At 61.8% G+C, this 18,052-nt stretch carries 14 protein-coding genes and 1 pseudogene; 5 read left to right on the top strand and 10 right to left on the bottom strand.

Features of this window, described 5'->3' with window-relative positions; translation table 11 throughout:
* Nucleotides 1-278: 278 nt before the first annotated feature.
* A complete protein-coding gene (locus XALGPE39_RS04420) occupies nucleotides 279-1,871 on the bottom strand; it encodes an NAD(P)/FAD-dependent oxidoreductase (protein ID WP_045728958.1) in 1,593 nt (530 codons plus the stop codon).
* 161 nt (nucleotides 1,872-2,032) lie between these two features.
* On the opposite strand from XALGPE39_RS04420, the gene XALGPE39_RS04415 reads away from it, so the two are divergent.
* The 3 genes from XALGPE39_RS04415 to XALGPE39_RS15480 all read left to right on the top strand — a co-directional run bounded on the left by XALGPE39_RS04415 (nucleotide 2,033) and on the right by XALGPE39_RS15480 (nucleotide 7,411).
* Nucleotides 2,033-4,156, top strand: a complete 2,124-nt coding sequence (locus XALGPE39_RS04415) for a M13-type metalloendopeptidase (RefSeq protein WP_082061826.1) — start codon at nucleotides 2,033-2,035, stop codon at nucleotides 4,154-4,156.
* 182 nt (nucleotides 4,157-4,338) lie between these two features.
* A complete protein-coding gene (locus XALGPE39_RS04410) occupies nucleotides 4,339-6,351 on the top strand; it encodes a M13 family metallopeptidase (RefSeq protein WP_045727150.1) in 2,013 nt (670 codons plus the stop codon).
* 670 nt (nucleotides 6,352-7,021) lie between these two features.
* Complete coding sequence (locus tag XALGPE39_RS15480; protein ID WP_152624814.1) at nucleotides 7,022-7,411, top strand: hypothetical protein; 390 nt, start codon at nucleotides 7,022-7,024, stop codon at nucleotides 7,409-7,411.
* Between the two features lie 144 nt (nucleotides 7,412-7,555).
* On the opposite strand, the pseudogene XALGPE39_RS15475 reads toward XALGPE39_RS15480, so the two are convergent.
* The 4 genes and pseudogenes from XALGPE39_RS15475 to XALGPE39_RS04395 all read right to left on the bottom strand — a co-directional run.
* Nucleotides 7,556-7,699, bottom strand: a pseudogene (locus tag XALGPE39_RS15475) (IS3 family transposase); the annotation flags it as partial.
* Between the two features lie 10 nt (nucleotides 7,700-7,709).
* Nucleotides 7,710-8,969 (bottom strand): FtsX-like permease family protein, encoded by a 1,260-nt coding sequence (locus tag XALGPE39_RS04405; RefSeq protein WP_045727149.1) that lies wholly within the window; start codon nucleotides 8,967-8,969, stop codon nucleotides 7,710-7,712.
* Between the two features lie 8 nt (nucleotides 8,970-8,977).
* On the bottom strand, nucleotides 8,978-10,279 hold the full coding sequence (locus tag XALGPE39_RS04400; RefSeq protein WP_045727148.1) for an ABC transporter permease: 1,302 nt from the start codon (nucleotides 10,277-10,279) through the stop codon (nucleotides 8,978-8,980).
* A 60-nt stretch (nucleotides 10,280-10,339) separates the two neighbouring features.
* Entirely contained in the window at nucleotides 10,340-10,801 is a 462-nt protein-coding gene (locus XALGPE39_RS04395; protein ID WP_152624813.1) for a hypothetical protein, read from the bottom strand.
* Between the two features lie 468 nt (nucleotides 10,802-11,269).
* Here XALGPE39_RS04395 and katG point away from each other — a divergent pair, with 468 nt between their 5' ends.
* A complete protein-coding gene (gene katG, locus XALGPE39_RS04390) occupies nucleotides 11,270-13,468 on the top strand; it encodes a catalase/peroxidase HPI (RefSeq protein WP_045727146.1) in 2,199 nt (732 codons plus the stop codon).
* Nucleotides 13,469-13,548: 80 nt separating this feature from the next.
* On the opposite strand, the gene XALGPE39_RS04385 is transcribed toward katG, so the two are convergent.
* A complete protein-coding gene (locus XALGPE39_RS04385) occupies nucleotides 13,549-13,956 on the bottom strand; it encodes an RNA-binding S4 domain-containing protein (protein WP_045727145.1) in 408 nt (135 codons plus the stop codon).
* A complete protein-coding gene (locus XALGPE39_RS15105; protein ID WP_045727144.1) occupies nucleotides 13,953-14,243 on the bottom strand; it encodes a hypothetical protein in 291 nt (96 codons plus the stop codon). Before XALGPE39_RS15105 ends, XALGPE39_RS04385 begins: the two co-directional genes overlap by 4 nt.
* A 181-nt stretch (nucleotides 14,244-14,424) precedes the next feature.
* Here XALGPE39_RS15105 and XALGPE39_RS04375 point away from each other — a divergent pair, with 181 nt between their 5' ends.
* On the top strand, nucleotides 14,425-15,885 hold the full coding sequence (locus XALGPE39_RS04375) for an MATE family efflux transporter (protein ID WP_045727143.1): 1,461 nt from the start codon (nucleotides 14,425-14,427) through the stop codon (nucleotides 15,883-15,885).
* 241 nt (nucleotides 15,886-16,126) lie between these two features.
* On the opposite strand, the gene rplS is transcribed toward XALGPE39_RS04375, so the two are convergent.
* The 3 genes from rplS to rimM all read right to left on the bottom strand — a co-directional run bounded on the left by rplS (nucleotide 16,127) and on the right by rimM (nucleotide 18,046).
* Nucleotides 16,127-16,543 (bottom strand): 50S ribosomal protein L19, encoded by a 417-nt coding sequence (rplS, locus tag XALGPE39_RS04370; RefSeq protein ID WP_045727142.1) that lies wholly within the window; start codon nucleotides 16,541-16,543, stop codon nucleotides 16,127-16,129.
* A 132-nt stretch (nucleotides 16,544-16,675) separates the two neighbouring features.
* The gene (trmD, locus tag XALGPE39_RS04365; RefSeq protein ID WP_045727141.1) at nucleotides 16,676-17,458 is read right to left on the bottom strand and encodes a tRNA (guanosine(37)-N1)-methyltransferase TrmD; all 783 of its coding nucleotides are present in this window, start codon (nucleotides 17,456-17,458) and stop codon (nucleotides 16,676-16,678) included.
* Between the two features lie 75 nt (nucleotides 17,459-17,533).
* The gene (rimM, locus tag XALGPE39_RS04360; protein ID WP_045727140.1) at nucleotides 17,534-18,046 is read right to left on the bottom strand and encodes a ribosome maturation factor RimM; all 513 of its coding nucleotides are present in this window, start codon (nucleotides 18,044-18,046) and stop codon (nucleotides 17,534-17,536) included.
* Between the last annotated feature and the right edge of the window lie 6 nt (nucleotides 18,047-18,052).

Here is an 18,052-nt window from a genome sequence, read left to right as displayed (position 1 = left end):
CTGCCATCCTTGCAATGCCGCAGACACGACGATCATCGCTGCACAGCAGCCCATGGCACATCGCCACCAAACAAGCATGACGCGCGTTTAATGAGCGCGCACATTCTCCGTCTAGCCCGATAAATTAAGCGACGGTGTTTTCAAATCCGCAGACAACGCGGGCATATCGACAAGCATCGCCATGCGTTCGCCATCGCGCCACGCATCGCCGCTGGGCCGCGCGCCCTTTTCCACGACGCTCGGACCGATGCCAGCTCGCTTGCCATACTCCGCGCAGCTCAACCCCGCAGCAGCGCCATCGCCGCATTGTGGCCAGGCGCGCCGGTCACGCCACCGCCAGGATGCGTGCCAGATCCGCATAGGAACAGGCCCGCAATCGCGCCGCGATACGCGGCCTGACCGAGCATCGGCCGCGCACTGAACAACTGATTGAGACTCAGCGCGCCATGAAAGATATCACCGCCGACCAAACCGAACGTGCGCTCCAGATCCAGCGGCGTCAGTATCTGCCGCCCTAACACCGAAGCGGCGAAACCCGGCGCATAGCGCTCGACAGTGGCGATCATCACGTCCGCGACCACGTCGCGATACGTGTCCCACGAATGCCCCTGCGGCAACTGCGGCGCCACGTGCTGGCAGAACAGACTGGCCACGTGCTGACCAGGCGGTGCCAGCGATGCGTCCAACGTACTCGGGATGAGCAGTTCGATGATCGGGTCACGCGACCAGCCCTGCGCACGCGCATCGTGGTAGGCACGATCCATGTAATCCAGGCTCGGCGCCAGCACGATGCCAGCAGTGAGATGATCGCCCGGCTCGGGCAACGCGCGGAACGTGGGCAAGCGCGACAGCGCCACGTTCATGCGAAACGTGCCGGAACCGCAGCGCCAGTGCGCCATGCGCTCCACAGTGGCGGCCGGCACGTGCCTGGGGTCGAGCAGGCGTTCGTAGAGCAGCTTGGGATTGACGTTGGCGACCACGTGCCGTGCGTACACACGTTCGCCGTGCTCGGTGAGCACACCGACCGCGCGCCCGTCCTCGACCAAGATTTCAGCCACACCGACATCGGTGCGGATGCTGGCGCCAGCCGCGAGCGCCGCCTTGGCCATCGCCTGCGTGATTGCGCCCATCCCCCCCAACGCGTGCCCCCACGCGCCCTTGACCCCGTTGCTTTCACCGAACACATGGTGGAGCAGCACGTAGGCCGAACCTGGCGTGTAGGGGCTGGCGTAGTTGCCGACGATGCCGTCGAAACCGAACAAAGCCTTGACCGGATCGCTCTCGAACCAGCGCTGCAGATATTCGGCGGCGGAGAGGGTGAACAAATCCAGCAACTCCTGGCGCAATGTCGTCTCCAACGCATGCAGGTGTCGCCCGAGGCGAGCGGCACGCAGCAGCTCCGGCAGTGCCTGCAGCCAACCGCCATCGGTGAGGTTGGGTGGCGGCTGCAAGGCCAGCGCCCGCAGCACGTCGGCAATGCGCTCCAGCCGTGCCTCGTAGGCGGGCAGACGGGCGGCATCGCGCGCGGAGAATTTGGCGATTTCGGCCTGGGTCAGGCCAGGTCCGGTCAGGAGATAACGGTCGTCCGGCAGCGGCAGGAAATTGTTGCGGCGTCGCGGCACGATACGCAGGCCATGCCCGGCCAGATCGAGGTCGGCCATCACTTTGGGCTGCAGCAGCGATACCGTATAGGAGGCCACCGAGTTACGGAACCCGGGATGGAACTCCTCGGTGACCGCGGCACCGCCAACCACACCACGCCGCTCCAGCACCGTCACCGTCCAACCAGCCCTTGCCAGATACGCGGCGCAGACCAGACCGTTGTGGCCGGCCCCCACGATCACGGCATCGCATGGCGGCTTGCTACGCATGCCGGACATAGTAAGCCAGTGCTTCGATAGCGCGAGCGTGGTCGCCCGCTCCAGCACACCCATGACCTTCGACACCCCTGACCATCCCTTCAGCGCGGTAGAGTCTTGTCGCGGCCCGGTCCTGGGCCATTTCGTATCCCTGCCGGCCTGGAGCCTCCCCTGTGACCCTTCGCACTCCCAATATCTTGCTGTTGTCCCTGGCCGTGAGCGCCGTACTGAGCGGCTGCGGCAAGCACGACGCGACCGCCCCCGCCGCCGACACTCCCAAGCCCACCGCAACAGCCGCCCCCGCCCCAGCCCCCGCTGCGGCCGAACTCACCCTCGACACCAGCAAACTGCCAGCCTACAGCGCGTTCGACATCAACGACCTGGATCCCAGCAAGAACGCCTGCGACGACTTCAACGGCTACGTCAACGGGAAATGGCTGGCCACGCACGAAATTCCCAAAGACCGCAGCAGTTGGGGCTCGTTCTCGATCCTGGACGAGCGCTCGGTCGCCGTGCAGCATCAACTGGCCGAACAGGCCGCCGCCGCGACCAACGCAAAAGGCGTGGAAAAGATCGTCGGCGACTTCTGGGCCTCCGGCATGGACGAAGCCAAGGTCAACGCGCAGGGCATCGCCCCGCTGAAGGCCGAGCTGAGCGCGATCGACGGCCTCAAGGATGGCCCGGCGGTGGCCGACTACCTGCGCCAGAGCGCGGCCAAGGGCGAGAACCACCTGTTCGCTTTCTACGCCGGACCCGACTACAAGAACTCGTCCGTGAATATTGCATACGCGACGCAAGACGGCCTTGGCCTGCCCGACCGCGGCTACTACCTCGATGCCGACAAGAAAGACAAGCTGAAGGCATACCAGGCACACGTGGCCAAGGTGCTGGAACTGTCCGGCGTGCCGGCAACCGACGCCGCCAAGCAGGCGCAGGACGTGGTAGCGCTGGAAACGCGCCTGGCCAAAGCCTCCAAGTCAATCGAGCAACTGCGCGACGCCAAACTGTCCTACAACCCGATCACTCCGGCCGAGGCCGACAAGCTGACCCCGAACTTCCCCTGGACCAAATTCTTCGAATCCCAGGGCGTGGCGACACCGGAGAAGTTCTCGCTGGCGATCCCCGCCTTCCACCAGGAAGTCAGCAAAGCACTGGGCGATACCGATCCGGCGGTGTGGCGCGCCTACCTGCGCTTCCACACCGTGGATAACGCCTCGCCGTACCTGAGCGATGCCTTCGCACAGGAGAACTTCGCGTTCTACAACAAGGAACTCAACGGCCAGGCGGAGATGAAGCCGCGCTGGAAACGCGTGCTCGGCAGCATCAATCGAGGTGCTGGCGAAGCGATGGGGCAGATGTACGTCAAGGTCGCCTTCTCCGCCGACGACAAGGCCAAGATGGAGCAGTTGGTCGACAACCTACGTCAGGCCTTGAAGGCACGGATCGAAAAGCTCAACTGGATGAGCGAGGAAACCAAGGCAAAAGCCCTGGACAAGTGGAAGACCTTCACCCCGAAGATCGGCTACCCGGACAAGTGGCGCGACTACAGCGGCCTGAGCACACAGCGCGACAGCTACCTGGACAACGTGCGCGCGGCCAAAGCATTCAACTACAAGTACGACCTAAGCAAGATCGGCAAGCCGGTGGACAAGACCGAGTGGGACATGACCCCGCAAACGGTCAATGCCTACTACAACCCGCAGCGCAACGAGGTCGTATTCCCCGCCGCGATCCTGCAAAAGCCGTTCTTCGACTCGAAGGCCGACGACGCGTTCAACTACGGCGGCATCGGCGCGGTGATCGGCCACGAAATGACCCACGGCTACGACGACCAGGGCGCGCGCTTCGGGCCGACCGGTAACATGGAAGACTGGTGGACCCAGGCCGATGCCAAGAAATTCGCCGCGCTCACCGGCAAACTGGTCAAGCAGTTCGACGCCTACAAAGTCGACGGCAAACCCGTCAACGGCAGGCTGACCTTGGGCGAAAACATCGCCGACCTGGGCGGCATCACCACCGCCTACGATGCCTTCAAGAAATCCAACGAGGGCAAGGAGGACCCCAAGGTCAACGGCATGACCCGCGACCAGAATTTCTTCATCAACTGGGCCACGGTGTGGCGGACTAAATACACCCCGCAGAGCGCGATGATGCTGCTGAACACCGATCCGCACGCCCCGGCGCAGTTCCGTGCGATCGCAGCCCCATCGAATCTGCCGGCATTCGCCGCAGCGTTCCAATGCAAGCCGGGAGCACCGATGGTGCGCAGCGGCGACAAGCAGGTGGTGATCTGGTAAACCGCGCACACGCGATGCACCATCGAAAAGGCCCGGCACGTCCGGGCCTTTTTGTTGCCTGGCAAATGCGCGCCGCCGTCCTGCCGAGGCATGCGGCATGACACATGCGCGCGCCATCGCCACAGTTATACGTCGCGGCTTGTTAAACTTGTCGACTTGATTCCTGACCGGATGCGTTCCAGATGCTCAATGCTCGTCCGCTTGCCCTTGCGGTCACCCTCGGCCTGATCGCCCTGGCGTCCACTGCCGATGCTGCGCCCAAAAAGAAACATGCCGCGGCCCCCAAGCCTCCCGTTGTCAGCGCCGCTTGCAGCGATTTCTACGATGACGCCAATGCCGATTGGTTGAAGCGCAACCCGGTACCGCAAACCGACGCGGTCACCGCCCTGAGCCAGCTCGCCGAACGCGCCCAACAGCAGCAGCGCGACCTGCTCGACGCGGCGATGCAGTCGCCGCAAAACCCGGTACAGAAAGCACTCGGCGACTTCTGGGCCAGTGGCCTGGACGAGGCTGCCGTGGAGAAAGATGGTTCCACGCCAATCGCGCCACTGCTCAGCCGTATCGATGCGATCAAAAAAGCCAAGGACATACCGGCCTCGATCGCCGCGCTGCATCAAATCGGCATTCCGGTCGCCTTCAATTTCGGCGCCGACGTGGACCTGAAGGCGCTGGACCGCCACATCGGCTACTTCATGCAAGGCGGCATGGGCCTGCCCGACCCCGCCTTCTACACCCGTACCGACGCCGACACCCTGGCACTGATGGGCCGCTACCGGAGCTACGTCAAACAAATCCTGACCCTGACCGGCACACCAGCGGCCACGCTCGACGCCGACGTGCAGTCCGTGTTGCAGATCGAAACCGCATTGGCGCGCAGCGCCAAATCCCTGGCCGGCATCAACAATCCGTTCAACAACTACGCGCCGATCTCCACCAAGGACTTGAACAAGCAATACCGCAATCTGCAACTGGACGCCTTCCTCAAGGCACAGGGCGTCAAGGACGACCTGGTGTCGATGGCCGATCCGGACATGTTCAAGCAACTCGATGGCATGATCCTCAGCATGCAGCCCGCGCAATGGAAGGCCTACCTGCGTTGGCGCGTGGGCGATGCGATGGCGCCGTACCTGTCCAAGAGCTTCCGCGACGCCAGCTTCGATTTCCGCGGCCGAGTGCTGGAAGGACAACCGCTGCCGCCGCCACGCTGGGCGCAGGTGCTGGACGCGATCAACGTCGCCGCCGGCCCAATGCTCGGCCACGAGTACGCCGCCCGCTATCTCAACGCCGAGACCCGCCACAAAGCCGAAACCATCGCTGACCAGGTGCGCGATGCGCAAATCGCCGCAGTCAAGCGCAGCAGTTGGCTCAGCGAACCGGCACGTACCGAAGCGCAGGCCAAGCTGGCCGCCCTGAAGATCGAAGTCGGCGTACCGCATCGCGATCTCGACTACACCTTGCAACCGACCGGCCGCGGCAGTTTCGGCGGCAACATGCTGATCGCCTCTACCTGGCGCCATCGCGAAGAGATGAAGCGCATCGGCAAGGGCAACGCCGACCGCCGCTGGGACGTGCTGCCGCAGCAACCGGCGCTGACCTACGACATCGCACAGAACCGCCTGATCGTCACCGCCGCCGTGCTGCAACAGCCCGTATTCGCCAACAATGGCGACAGTGCCGTGCTGTACGGCAGCTATGCCGCGCTGGTCGCGCACGAACTGATCGGCGCAATCAACGACAAGGGCAGCCGGGTCGATGCCCAAGGCCAGTTGCGTACCTGGTGGAGCGCCGAGGACAAGAACGCCTGGGACGCGCTGGCCGCACGCGCCGCCACGCAATACAGCGCTTATGATTTCCCCGGAGTGAAAGGCGCCAAAGTCAACGGCCCGCTGACTCAATACCAGGACCTGACCGACATCGGCAGCGTCGAACTCGCTTGGCAGGCCTACACTGCCGCACAGCCCAACGCCAACGACGCCGGCAAGCAAGCGTTCTACACCGCCTGGGCTGGCCTGTGGGCGCAGCAGCTATCGCCGAACGAAGCAGTGCAGCGCCTGACTGCCGACGTGCACGCCCCGGGCCGCTGGCGCACCAACGGCCCCCTGGCCAACCAATCGGCCTTTGCCGCGACCTTCAGCTGCAAGCCCGGACAGCCGATGGTGCGCAGCGACGCCGAGCAGATTCACCTATGGCCGTAATCGCTATCGCATAAGCAACTCGGTGCACGACGGCGCGGACAACCGCGCCGTCGTCGTGTTGGTCGCCGACTTTTCTTCGGCACACGGGGTTAGACACGAGATGTCATGCTCTGGCGATTATTGCTCAGCTCATCCGCTGAATCGCGAACATCGGCCAAGAACGGCAACCCACTGAATTTCAACGCTTGACTCCTCGTGACGACGGGTGCCCATGCCGGCAAATCCCCTACTTCACCATGACCCAGTTTCTGTGTGCGGGCCAATGAATATCGTCACCATTGATGAATTCTATTGATTATATATACATCATTAATTAACATCACTTTATGTGATACAAACTGTATTTTTGAATTTTCCATGTTGCACTCAAATAATTGATTCGACATTATAGATTTTCAATGCAATCTGGAGATTTCTCGGAAAATAATCTAAGCGTTTTGAAACAATGTGCGGCCGCATGAACAAGTTACGCATCGCCGCCTGGGCATGCCTCAGATGCTTCTCGACAGGTTTTCCGGCAATCGCGCAGCGCTGTTGACCAACCCATAATTGCTTGAAAGCGCATCACATGCTCTAGTCATGCGAACGATGCGGCGCACCCTGCGCTTGTCATTTAATAACTTCAACTTGAATTGTCGTTGTATTTATTAACTTATTTCGGAGCGACATGATGGCCATTCGTAATTCTATTTTCAATCTTCGTCAGATCGTGCTGTGCGCCACGTTTGCACTGACCACAAGTGCCGCTACAGCGGCTGGCGCACAACAGCCCAACCTTGTGATTTATCAAGTGCAGAACTGGAGGCGGGACGTCGTGGCCATAAGGATTACCAACAATAACTCCACAGGGTGCGGGCAAGTGAACTCTTACAACGGAAACCCCCAACACAATGACACAATACCCTTACAGGTCGGCGTCCAAACAAAAATTGAGGCGATGTCACAGCGTGATTGCAGCGATCTCAGCAAGATAGATAGATTAAATTCCTCCGTTTCCGAATCCAAACCAGGGACCATTATTATCCGGGGCAATCAACTCCAAGTCGTCCCTAGACGTTGATCCGCGCGGGGAGATTTGACCTCCGACGCCCCCACTCCCAGTAGCGGTCGGCTTTAGAGTCCTGAGAGTCCTGGGGGGGGGGGCACCATCCTCTTGGATGACGGACTTTACAGCTTCAACTGGTACGGCTTAGTGGGGGCAGGTCAGGGCCTGCTCCAGCGCGTCCAGGACGAAGTCTGTCCGGGCTGAACCGGAGAACTTCCAGCCCGCGATCCGGCTGGCGTACACGTCGATCACGAAGGCCACGTACGCGAACCCGGTCCAGGTCGAGACGTAGGTGAAGCGTGACCTGCCGCGCCTACGCCGACCGGATGGCCTCTACAGGCGTAACCTGCGAAGCGCGCAGCGCTGGCACGAAAGCCGCCGCCAAGCTCAACAACGACAACATCGCCGCACCGATCAGTACGTATCCCCACGACAACCTCGACAGCTCAAACTGTGACATCATCCATTGATTGAGGCCGTATGCTAGCAACACCCCGGCGAAGATGCCGGAGCCACAGATGAGCCCATTTTCAAGCATGAAGTAACTGAGTATTTTCCGTCGCGTCGCTCCCAGTGCGCGGCGCACACCTATCTGCTGTCGGCGCTGTCCAACCCAGAAACTGGACAGGCCCGCGACACCGGCCCCAGTAACGGCGAGCAAGATAATGCTCATCCCGCCCATCAACAGTGACAGCCGGCGATCACTACGATACGCGTCACTCCGGATCTGCTCGAAAGTACGCACTCCCGCGTCTGTGCCTGAATATCCATCCGGGATCACGCGCTCGGGATCCCGGAGATACAGCGCAGCCAGTACGCTTTTCATTGCAGCGGCCTCTCTACCAGGCTTGGCGCGAATGACATAGTAGCGCGATGGAGCAATCAGCCGCTGCGGGATCAAGGCCGAACTCCACACCATGTCATCTGCAGATCCATTTGCCGCTGCGCTCTGGAGGCGATCGACGATACCGATGATGGTGCTCGCCTTGGTCGCGTTGCTGAAATAGATCTGTTTGCCAAGCGCATCTCCCTCCGGGAAATGCCTGTCGGCAAGGGCTTTGCTAACAATGATGACAGACGGCTGGACGATATCGAGAAGGCTGCCGCTGCCTACTTCGTTGTTTTGGAAGTTTCGGCCAGCGATCAGCCGCAGACCAAGCGTCGATAGCGTGCGCTCATCGGCGCAGTACATGGAAACGAGGGTTTCAATGTTCATGCCCCTACTCAGGCCTGAGCCTAGTGTCCAAGTCATACCGGTAAGGGGCAATGCGTTGGTTTCATAGGCATCTTCGACATCCGCAAGCTGGCGCAGGGCGATCAGATCACTATCGACGGAAGACCGCATGGCCTCTTTCCCTGCGTCAGTGTTCATATCCGACTTTGGGGATGACGACGCCACGAACAGCAGATCCTTCTCGACGATACCAGTGGATCGAGAAATGGAGTCGAACCGAGCACGAATGATGAACAACGCGTTGCACACGATGGCCAGGGTCAGCGCGACCTGCAAGGCAATCAGCAGAGCGCCTGCCTTGTGATGACGAAGCGCGGAGATAATTGGAGGAAGAGTCATGGCACAGATCAACCTTGCTTCAGCTGCATGGATGGATGCAAATGCATGGTGCGCCACGTGGGATACAGGCCAGCAAGCACAGTGGTCACTATGGCCAGTATCAGCGTCTGCAGAAGCAACGAAATATCGACGTGGACAAGCCTTGCAATCTGCGGCGCAAGCAGTCCCTTCATCAAGCCAACGCCTATCCAGGTCAGGAACAATCCAAGTCCACCACCCGCCAGGCCAATTGCCGCCGACTCCATACCGAACTGGTAAGCAATATTGGAACGATTCGCGCCAAGGGCACGGCGCACACCGATCTCGCTGGATCGCCGCAGGAACTTCGCAAGAAGTAAGCCCACCGTGTTGACCATGCAGACGACCAACAGACAGATGGCCACCATCATCGACAACCGGGTCTCCGACGATACGATCCGCTGGTGACTGAGGAATTGGCGAAGGTCGCGCAGCCGGTTGTTAACCGCCCAGCCAGCGTAGTGCGAGCGCGCGTAATCCTTGAGGTAATCCCGATAGGTGGCCACCGTCGCGGGGGAGTCGAGCTCGACCAAGTAGCTGATCCAGATACAGCTGGACGTCAGCGCACCGGCAAATCCGGGCTCTGCCAACTTCGCGCTGCAACCGAACACGCCACTTGTCGGGATTTTCTGGTCGATGGCGGTCGCGAATGGGATGAACACGTCATCTGCCGGACCAAATACGTACCCGACAGAGGCGAAGTAGAACTTCGGCTGAGGATCCCAATCGCCAATGACGCCGATCACACGGTAACTGGAGTTATCGAGACTGATCTCGCGGCCAACACTGTTCTCGCCGCCGAAGGTTCGCTGATTCAGCGACTTACTGATGACAACGACACGCGAACGTTGCGCCTCATCACTCTTGGACCAGCCAGCTCCGTAAAGAAACGGCACCTCAAGCATTGGGAAGAAATCGCTATGGACCGCCGCACCCGACATGGTCTTCGGTTTCTGGGCAGGATCAGTCGGATAGAGTGTCGGACCTACCGGGTAGATGGCCGATTGCTTTGCTGCGCGCTCATGGCGCATCAGCGCTACTACATCCGTGTAGGTGAGAGCATCTGCAGGTTCGGTGTCGCCGCGCCTTGATGAGGGCCCCCATACGTCGATCTGGGGGAAGAAGAGCCTGCTTGACTTCGAAGGAATCGGGTCACCCGAGACAGCACGAAATACCGTGTATGTCGTCATCGATGACGCTACGCCAAAGCCAATGGACATGACCATCAGCAGCGTCAACACCGGATTTCGTCGCAAGTTGCGCAGGCCCAACTTCAAGTAATACTTGAACATGTGATGCGTCCCTTCCCTTTAGCTTTTCTGGTTGCTGCCATCAGTACAACGCGATGGCCATCATGTTGCACTGACAAGATCCCCTGCGACACCGAGCGAGCGGTGGGTGACAGGATGGCAGCATCCGCAGCACAAGACTGCCATGGATACCTCATCATCTGGTAGCGCTCCAGACTGGGCGTGCGGCAGTAGTTGGTGGAGAACACCTTGCCTAATGTCGCCCAGCGACACGCCAGCCCCGGCGAGGGCCGCCGCATTCACCCTCTTGCGCCGGTCGAAATCGTCCTCTGCGTGCATGCCCCGAACATCTGCGTACTGCGCGAAACCGCGCACCTTGAAATCCAACGGCTCCTGCGCAGAAACCAGGCAGGCTGACGCAGCATCGCTGACCACGCCAAAGGACTGGATGCGATCGGCATCCACTCCACCGCGGCCGTACGATGCGATGAGAATCCACCGCGCAAGACCACGCCGAATATGTGCCTGCTTGCGATATGGATGGCAGACAACAGTCCGGTGCATTCCTGCGACACGATGGCCATGGGGCCGCACGAACCAGCACATGGCGGGCCAGCAGGGACGGAACCAGTTTGTGATCGGCTAGACCAGCGGGTGACTCAACATCGCAAGACGCCGACGTCGCACCAACGCGCTCATCCGCAGCATGCGAACATGGAGGCATCGCCACTGGGCAGGCCGAAGCTCCAATACAATCGATAAAATAAAACTATCGATTCAGTAATTTTATTCAAATTACACCAATAGACATTTCGTTCTATCGTCTACGCACCCCCGCCACATGGTGTTCGCCAGATGCGCTTGTCCACCACAGCATCACCGCACGCGCTCACTCTTTGCCGCACAGCCAGCAAACGAACACCTTGCCACTGACCCGTCCTTGCCACCCTCGCACACGACCCGTGTTTTTCCATCCCCGCCACTGCGGCGACCCATCGCTCCCCACATGCTTACGCACAGAGGTAATTGCTCATGACGACCGAAGCGAAGTGCCCCTTCAACCACGCCACGAACGGCACCGGGACCAGCAACCGTGACTGGTGGCCCAAGCAACTGCGCGTGGATCTGCTCAACCAACATTCCGACCGCTCCAATCCGCTGGGCGCGCACTTCGACTACGCCAAGGCGTTCAACGGGCTGGACTTCAAAGCGCTGAAGGAGGATCTGCGCAAGCTGATGACCGATTCGCAAGAGTGGTGGCCAGCCGACTTCGGCCACTATGGTCCGTTGTTCATCCGCATGGCCTGGCATAGCGCGGGTACCTATCGCGTGGGCGATGGTCGCGGCGGCGCCGGTCGTGGGCAACAACGCTTCGCGCCGCTCAACAGTTGGCCGGACAACGTCAACCTGGACAAGGCGCGGCGCCTGCTGTGGCCGATCAAGCAAAAATATGGACAGGCAATCTCCTGGGGCGACCTGCTGATCCTCACAGGCAACGTGGCGCTGGAGTCGATGGGCTTCAAGACCTTCGGCTTCGCTGGTGGTCGTGCAGACACCTGGGAGCCGGACCAGGACGTGCACTGGGGCCGCGAAACGACATGGCTGGGCAGCGAAGAGCGCTACGCACACGGCAAGCAGGAACATACCCGTGATCTGGAATGCCCACTGGCCGCAGTGCAGATGGGGCTGATCTACGCCAACCCGGAAGGTCCCGATGGCAATCCGGATCCGCTGTTGTCGGCCAAGGATATCCGCATCACGTTCGCAGAGATGGCGATGGACGACGAGGAAACCGTCGCGCTGATCGTCGGTGGCCACACGTTCGGCAAGACCCACGGTGCCGCCTCGGCCGATCACCTCGGCCCCGAACCAGAAGCCGCCGGGCTGGAAATGCAGGGCCTGGGGTGGTTCAACTCGTTCCGCAGCGGCAAAGGCCCCGACACCATCACCAGCGGCCTGGAAGTGACCTGGACCACCACGCCGACGCAGTGGAGCCACGACTTCTTGGAACTGCTGTTCAAATACGAGTGGGAACTGAGCAAGAGCCCGGCTGGTGCGCACCAATGGGTGGCCAAGAACGCCGAAGCGGTGATTCCGGACGCATACGATCCGTCCAAGAAGCATCTGCCGACCATGCTCACCACCGACCTGGCGCTGCGCGCCGACCCGGCCTACGAGGCGATTTCGCGGCGCTTCCTGGCGCATCCGGAGCAATTGGCCGACGCCTTCGCCCGTGCCTGGTTCAAACTGACCCATCGCGACATGGGGCCACGCACGCGCTATCTGGGCCCGGAAATTCCGGCCGAAGAACTGATCTGGCAAGATCCAATCCCCGCCGTGAATCACCCGCTGGTCGACGCACAGGACATCGCCGCATTGAAGCAGACCCTGCTCAACGCCGGCCTGAGCATCGCCCAGTTGGTTTCCACAGCATGGGCCGCAGCCTCCACCTTCCGCAGTTCGGACATGCGCGGCGGCGCCAATGGCGCTCGTCTGTTCCTGGCACCGCAAAAGGACTGGGAGGTCAACCAGCCTACGCAACTGGCACAGGTGGAGGCCACGCTCAAGCGCATCCAGGCGCAATTCAACGGCGCCCAGAGCAACGGCAAGAAAATCTCGCTGGCCGACCTGATCGTGCTCGGCGGTAGCGCAGCAATCGAACAGGCCGCCAAGCAGGCCGGACAGACGCTGAGCGTACCGTTCGTTCCAGGACGCATGGACGCCTCGCAGGCACAGACCGAAGTGGAATCCTTCGCCGTCATGGAACCGAACGCCGATGGTTTCCGCAACTACGCCAAACCCGGCTACACGGTGTTGGCCGAGGCCATGCTGATCGACAAGGCACTGTCACTGACCCTCACCGCGCCGGAAATGACCGTGCTGGTCGGTGGCCTGCGCGTGCTCGGCGCCAATAGCGGGCAATCCACACATGGCGTTTTCACCGACCGTCCTGGCGTGCTCAGCAACGACTTCTTCGTCAACCTGCTGGATATGCGCACCCAGTGGAAAGCGACCTCGCAGATGCAGGACCTCTACGAAGGCCGTGATCGCAGCACCGACCATCTGAAATGGACCGGCACACGGGTCGATCTGGTGTTCGGTTCCAACGCGATACTGCGCGCAGTCGCCGAGGTCTATGCCAGCGCCGATGCGCAAGAAAAGTTCGCGCGCGACTTCGTCGCCGCCTGGACCAAGGTGATGCAGCTAGACCGCTTCGATCTTCCCGCATGAGATGACGGCTCGGGCGCCGGCTACGGCGCCTGAGCCTGCGGCAATAGCGCAAAGCCCAATCGCCACGCACGGCATCACACCTACAGCGCGTCGAGATCGCCCAGCGCGCGGATCAGCCGCCGCGCACGCTTGTCCGGCTTGCTCTCCGGTGCCTGGTAACCATTGCGTTCGGCACGCTGTTGCGCGCGTACCTGTGCGCGCCGTTCACGCGACTGCTCACTTTCCTGGTAAAGGGCCTGCGCCACGCTGGCCGGGCCACGGGTGTCGCTGAGTCCCAGCACCTGCAGCTCGAACAGTTCGTCGCCTCGTTGCACACGCATGCACTCGCCCACGCGTACCGCGCGCGAGGATTTCGGCCGCTGCCCGGCGACCTCCACCTTGCCGGTCTCCACCGCCTGCTTGGCCAGGCTGCGGGTCTTGAAGAAGCGGGCGGCCCACAGCCAGACATCCAGCCGAACCGCCGCCGCTTGCGCGATCAGCTCATTCATTCGTGTCCACGGAAATCCGCCCGCATGGGCGGTTCGCCCGACCGCGCGCTGCTCACTTGCTGCACCTGCTCAGGATGGCAGCGCTGCTGACGCTGATTCGCCACCAGCCCATCAGCGCGGGCCGGAATCGCGCTGGGCACCTCGCCGACCAGGCACTCCGGACGATCCGGCCGCATGCTGGTATCGCTCCAACCCGCCCTGTCGGCGCAACCGCTCAATCCTGATAGCAGCGCAACCCCTAACGCGCTTGCTCCCATCCACTGCACATGACGAGGCAACTGCCGCATTGCACACTCCTGCTTTTTGTTTGGTACCACGCGCCTTGCCCCACATCCGCATGCCGGATAACGGGCCTAGGCAACGATGCAAACAGTCTAGGACGTTGGCGAACGCAGCGCATCCGTCATCGTCCGAGGTGGGCTAGCGAGTGCTAGTCTGCAAGACTGACCATTCTCGCAGGCATGCGCGATGCAAAAGCCAAGCGCACTTATCGAAGGCCCCATCGGCCGACAGTTGCTGCTGTTTTCGCTACCGATTCTGGCCGGCAACATCGCGCAATCGCTCAACAGCTCGATCAATGCGATCTGGGTCGGCCACTATCTCGGCGAGACGGCACTGACCGCCGCGGCCAACGCCAACAGCATTATTTTTTTCGTCCTCGGCTCGGTGTTCGGCATCGGCATCGCCGCCACGATCCTGATCGGCCAGGCGATTGGCCGCAACGACATGGCCCAGGCGCGTCGCATCATGGGCACCAGCACAAGCTTCTTCATCGGCATCTCGGTACTGATCGCCGCCAGCGGCTGGTGGCTGGCGCGACACCTGTTAGCGGCAATGGGGACTTCAGCAGCGTCGCTGCCGCTGGCCGAAGCCTATCTGCAAGTGTTCTTTCTCGCGATGCCACTGCTGTACACGTTCGGATTTGTTGCCGCCGCGCTGCGCGGCACTGGCGATGCGCGCACGCCGTTTCGTTTCCTGATGCTGTCGGTGGCGCTGGACATCGGTTTGAATCCGTTGCTGCTGTTCGGGCTGGGACCGTTCCCGCGCCTGGGAATCGCAGGCGCGGCCTGGGCCACGCTCATCGCACAAGGCGTCGCACTCATTGGACTGCTGCTATACCTGCGCCACAAGCGCCACGTACTATGGCTTGGTCGCCATGACCTGCATCTGTTCCGGGTGGATCTACCGATCCTGCGCGCGCTGGTCGTCAAGGGGCTGCCGATGGGCCTGCAGATGACGCTGATCTCGCTGGCGATGATCGTGCTGATCTCGCTGGTCAACACCTATGGCACCGACACCTCGGCCGCTTACGGCGCGGCCTTGCAGTTGTGGTCCTACCTGCAGATGCCGGCGATGGCGATCGGCGTCGCCTGCTCGTCGATGGCCGCGCAGAACGTCGGCGCACAGCGCTGGGACCGGGTCGCGGCAATCGCACGCAAAGGCTTGCTGTTCAATTTCCTGATGACAGGCGCCCTGATCGCGCCGCTGATCCTACTCGACCGCTGGACGCTCGCGCTGTTCCTGCCACCCCACAGCGCGGCACTGGAAATCGCCCGCCATCTCAACCACATCACACTGTGGTCGTTCCTGTTTTTCGGTGTGACCTTCGTGATTTCCGGCGTGGTTCGTTCTACCGGCGCGGTGATCCCGCCTTTGCTGATCCTGGCGCTGGCGCTATGGGGCATCCGTGTGCCATTCGCACAATTGCTGCAGCCACACCTTGGTGTGGAGGCGGTGTGGTGGAGCTTCCCGATCAGTTCCATCTGCGCGATGCTGTTGTCATTGGCCTATTACCGCTGGGGCAACTGGCGCAAGGCGCGGATGCTGGCGCAACCGAGTCTGGACACTGCAGCACACCCCACCAACGTCGCAACACAGGTGACAGCGACAGTCGTCGTCGGCACCACCACGCCGGACCCGACGCGCTGAGAGCAATGAGTGACACAACGCAGGCATGCAATCGGCCGGCTACAGCGATTGAGCGCAACCCTGGTGACCGATGCAGATACCACAACCGCTGCTGGGCGAAACTCGTGTTCGATGCAAAAAAGCCGCGATCACTGCCAAGCCCCACCCTGCGCCACATCACCGCAGCGGAAACCGCACAAACGCAAACGGCCGCCCGAAGGCGGCCGTTACAGCAGGCGACCAACGAAGGCCGCCGTGAACGTTACTCGGCCTTGGCGGCGGCCGCAGCGGCCTGACGCGCGACCTTGGCCTGCGCAGCGGCGGCCAAGTCTTCCTTGATGCGGGCGGCCTTGCCTTCCAGACCACGCAGGTAGTACAGCTTACCGGCGCGGACCTTACCGCGACGCTTCACTTCAACCGACTCGATGGTGGCGCTATGGGTCTGGAACACGCGCTCGACGCCGTAGCCGTGCGAAATCTTGCGCACGGTGAAGGAGGAGTTCAGGCCAGCATTCTTGGTGCCGATCACGACGCCTTCGTAGGCCTGCACGCGCTCGCGGTTGCCTTCCTTCACCTTGACGTTGACGACGACGGTGTCGCCCTGGTTGAACTCCGGCAGCTTGCGCTGGATCTGGGCGGCTTCGAAGTCGGCCAGGATGGTCTTGTTGAGCTTGCTCATGATGGGCACCGCTTGTGTCTGGTGAGGTGGTCCGGCAGTCGCCGCACGGCGATTGCGCGATATCGGATCGGGTCCAATACGGAACGTACTGGCCGGAAAGCCGGGCATTTTAACCCAGCACAACGGCCATGGCTAGGGCTTGGAGGGATTCTCTGGCGCGATTGGCGGCGGAACGTCCAGGCTCTGGCGAAATTCCTGCAGCAAACGCCGGTCGGCCGCGCTCAACATGGCCTCGTCCAGCAATTCCGGACGCCGCTGCCAGGTCCGCCCCAGCGCCTGCATGCGCCGCCAACGCGCAATCTCGGCATGGTTGCCGGAGCGCAGCACGGCCGGCACCTCGCCCAGTGCGTGCGTGCGCGGGTGGGTGTAGTGCGGACAGTCGAGCAGGCCATCGGACCCTTCGAAACTGTCCTGGGCGGCGGATTCGGCATCGTTCAGCGCACCCTCCTGCAAGCGGGTCACCGCATCCACCAGCACCGCCGCCGCCAACTCGCCGCCGGACAACACGTAATCGCCGATCGAGATTTCCTCGTCCACCGCAGCGGCGACGAACCGCTCATCCACTCCCTCGTAGCGTCCGCACAGCAGCAGCAAGCGCGGCAGCGCGGCCAGCTCGCGCACCTTGGCCTGGGTCAGCGGCCGCCCCTGCGGAGTGAGGTAGATCAGCGGCGCTGGTTGTGCATCGACTGCGCGGACCGCCTGCAAGCAGGCCCGCAGCGGCTCGATCATCATCACCATGCCGGGACCGCCGCCGAAGGGACGGTCGTCCACCTTGCGGTAGCCGCCGCTGGCGTAGTCGCGTGGATTCCAGCCATGCAGATCCAACAGCGCACGCTCCTGGGCACGGCCAACCACGCCGAACGCCGCACACTGGGCGACGAACTCGGGGAACAGGCTGATGACGTCGATGCGCATGGTGAACTCGGGACTCGGAATTCGGAACTGGCAGAGCCTAGGCAAGTGCCGCGTCCGTGCAAGCCCCTGCCGGACTCAGAACTCGGGATCCCAATCGACCACGATCAAATTGGCCTGGAAATCCACCGACTTGATGTAATCCGGCTGTACGAACGGCACCAGCCGCTCGCGCTCGCCGCGCACCACCAGCACATCGTTGGCGCCGGTGGAGAACAGGTGCGACACCTGCCCCAACGCCACACCGTCGATGGTGCGCACGTCCAGGCCCTCCAGATCCACCCAGTAATATTCATCCGCACGCGGCGGCGGCAAGCTACTACGCGCTACATAGATCTCGGTGCCACGCAAAGCTTCGACCGCATCGCGATCGTTCACCTCGGGCAGGCTGGCGATCAGGGACTTACCGGAAGCGCGACCACGCACGCCGGTCAGAGTGTCCTCGCTGCCGTCGGGTTTGCGCACGATCCAAGGCTGATAACGAAAAATGGCCAGGCGCGGCTCGGTCCACGACTCGAGCTTGGCCTCGCCACGAATGCCGAAAGCGCCAAGAAACCGACCAAGCAGAATAAGGCGCTGGCTGTCTTTCATCGGAGC

Source organism: Xanthomonas sp. GPE 39, from assembly GCF_000963005.1.
Taxonomy (GTDB): Bacteria; Pseudomonadota; Gammaproteobacteria; order Xanthomonadales; family Xanthomonadaceae; genus Xanthomonas_A.
Note: the sequence above shows the minus strand (reverse complement) of the source record. Positions and strands in the feature narration are given on the sequence as shown.

Coding starts and splice junctions, on each gene's coding strand:
- XALGPE39_RS04420 (WP_045728958.1), bottom strand. CDS start 1,871: ATGCGTAGCAAGCCGCCATGCGATGCCGTGATCGTGGGGGCCGGCCAC.
- XALGPE39_RS04410 (WP_045727150.1), top strand. CDS start 4,339: ATGCTCAATGCTCGTCCGCTTGCCCTTGCGGTCACCCTCGGCCTGATC.
- XALGPE39_RS15480 (WP_152624814.1), top strand. CDS start 7,022: ATGGCCATTCGTAATTCTATTTTCAATCTTCGTCAGATCGTGCTGTGC.
- XALGPE39_RS04405 (WP_045727149.1), bottom strand. CDS start 8,969: ATGACTCTTCCTCCAATTATCTCCGCGCTTCGTCATCACAAGGCAGGC.
- XALGPE39_RS04400 (WP_045727148.1), bottom strand. CDS start 10,279: ATGTTCAAGTATTACTTGAAGTTGGGCCTGCGCAACTTGCGACGAAAT.
- XALGPE39_RS04395 (WP_152624813.1), bottom strand. CDS start 10,801: ATGCACCGGACTGTTGTCTGCCATCCATATCGCAAGCAGGCACATATT.
- katG (WP_045727146.1), top strand. CDS start 11,270: ATGACGACCGAAGCGAAGTGCCCCTTCAACCACGCCACGAACGGCACC.
- XALGPE39_RS04385 (WP_045727145.1), bottom strand. CDS start 13,956: ATGAATGAGCTGATCGCGCAAGCGGCGGCGGTTCGGCTGGATGTCTGG.
- XALGPE39_RS15105 (WP_045727144.1), bottom strand. CDS start 14,243: ATGCGGCAGTTGCCTCGTCATGTGCAGTGGATGGGAGCAAGCGCGTTA.
- XALGPE39_RS04375 (WP_045727143.1), top strand. CDS start 14,425: ATGCAAAAGCCAAGCGCACTTATCGAAGGCCCCATCGGCCGACAGTTG.
- rplS (WP_045727142.1), bottom strand. CDS start 16,543: ATGAGCAAGCTCAACAAGACCATCCTGGCCGACTTCGAAGCCGCCCAG.
- trmD (WP_045727141.1), bottom strand. CDS start 17,458: ATGCGCATCGACGTCATCAGCCTGTTCCCCGAGTTCGTCGCCCAGTGT.
- rimM (WP_045727140.1), bottom strand. CDS start 18,046: ATGAAAGACAGCCAGCGCCTTATTCTGCTTGGTCGGTTTCTTGGCGCT.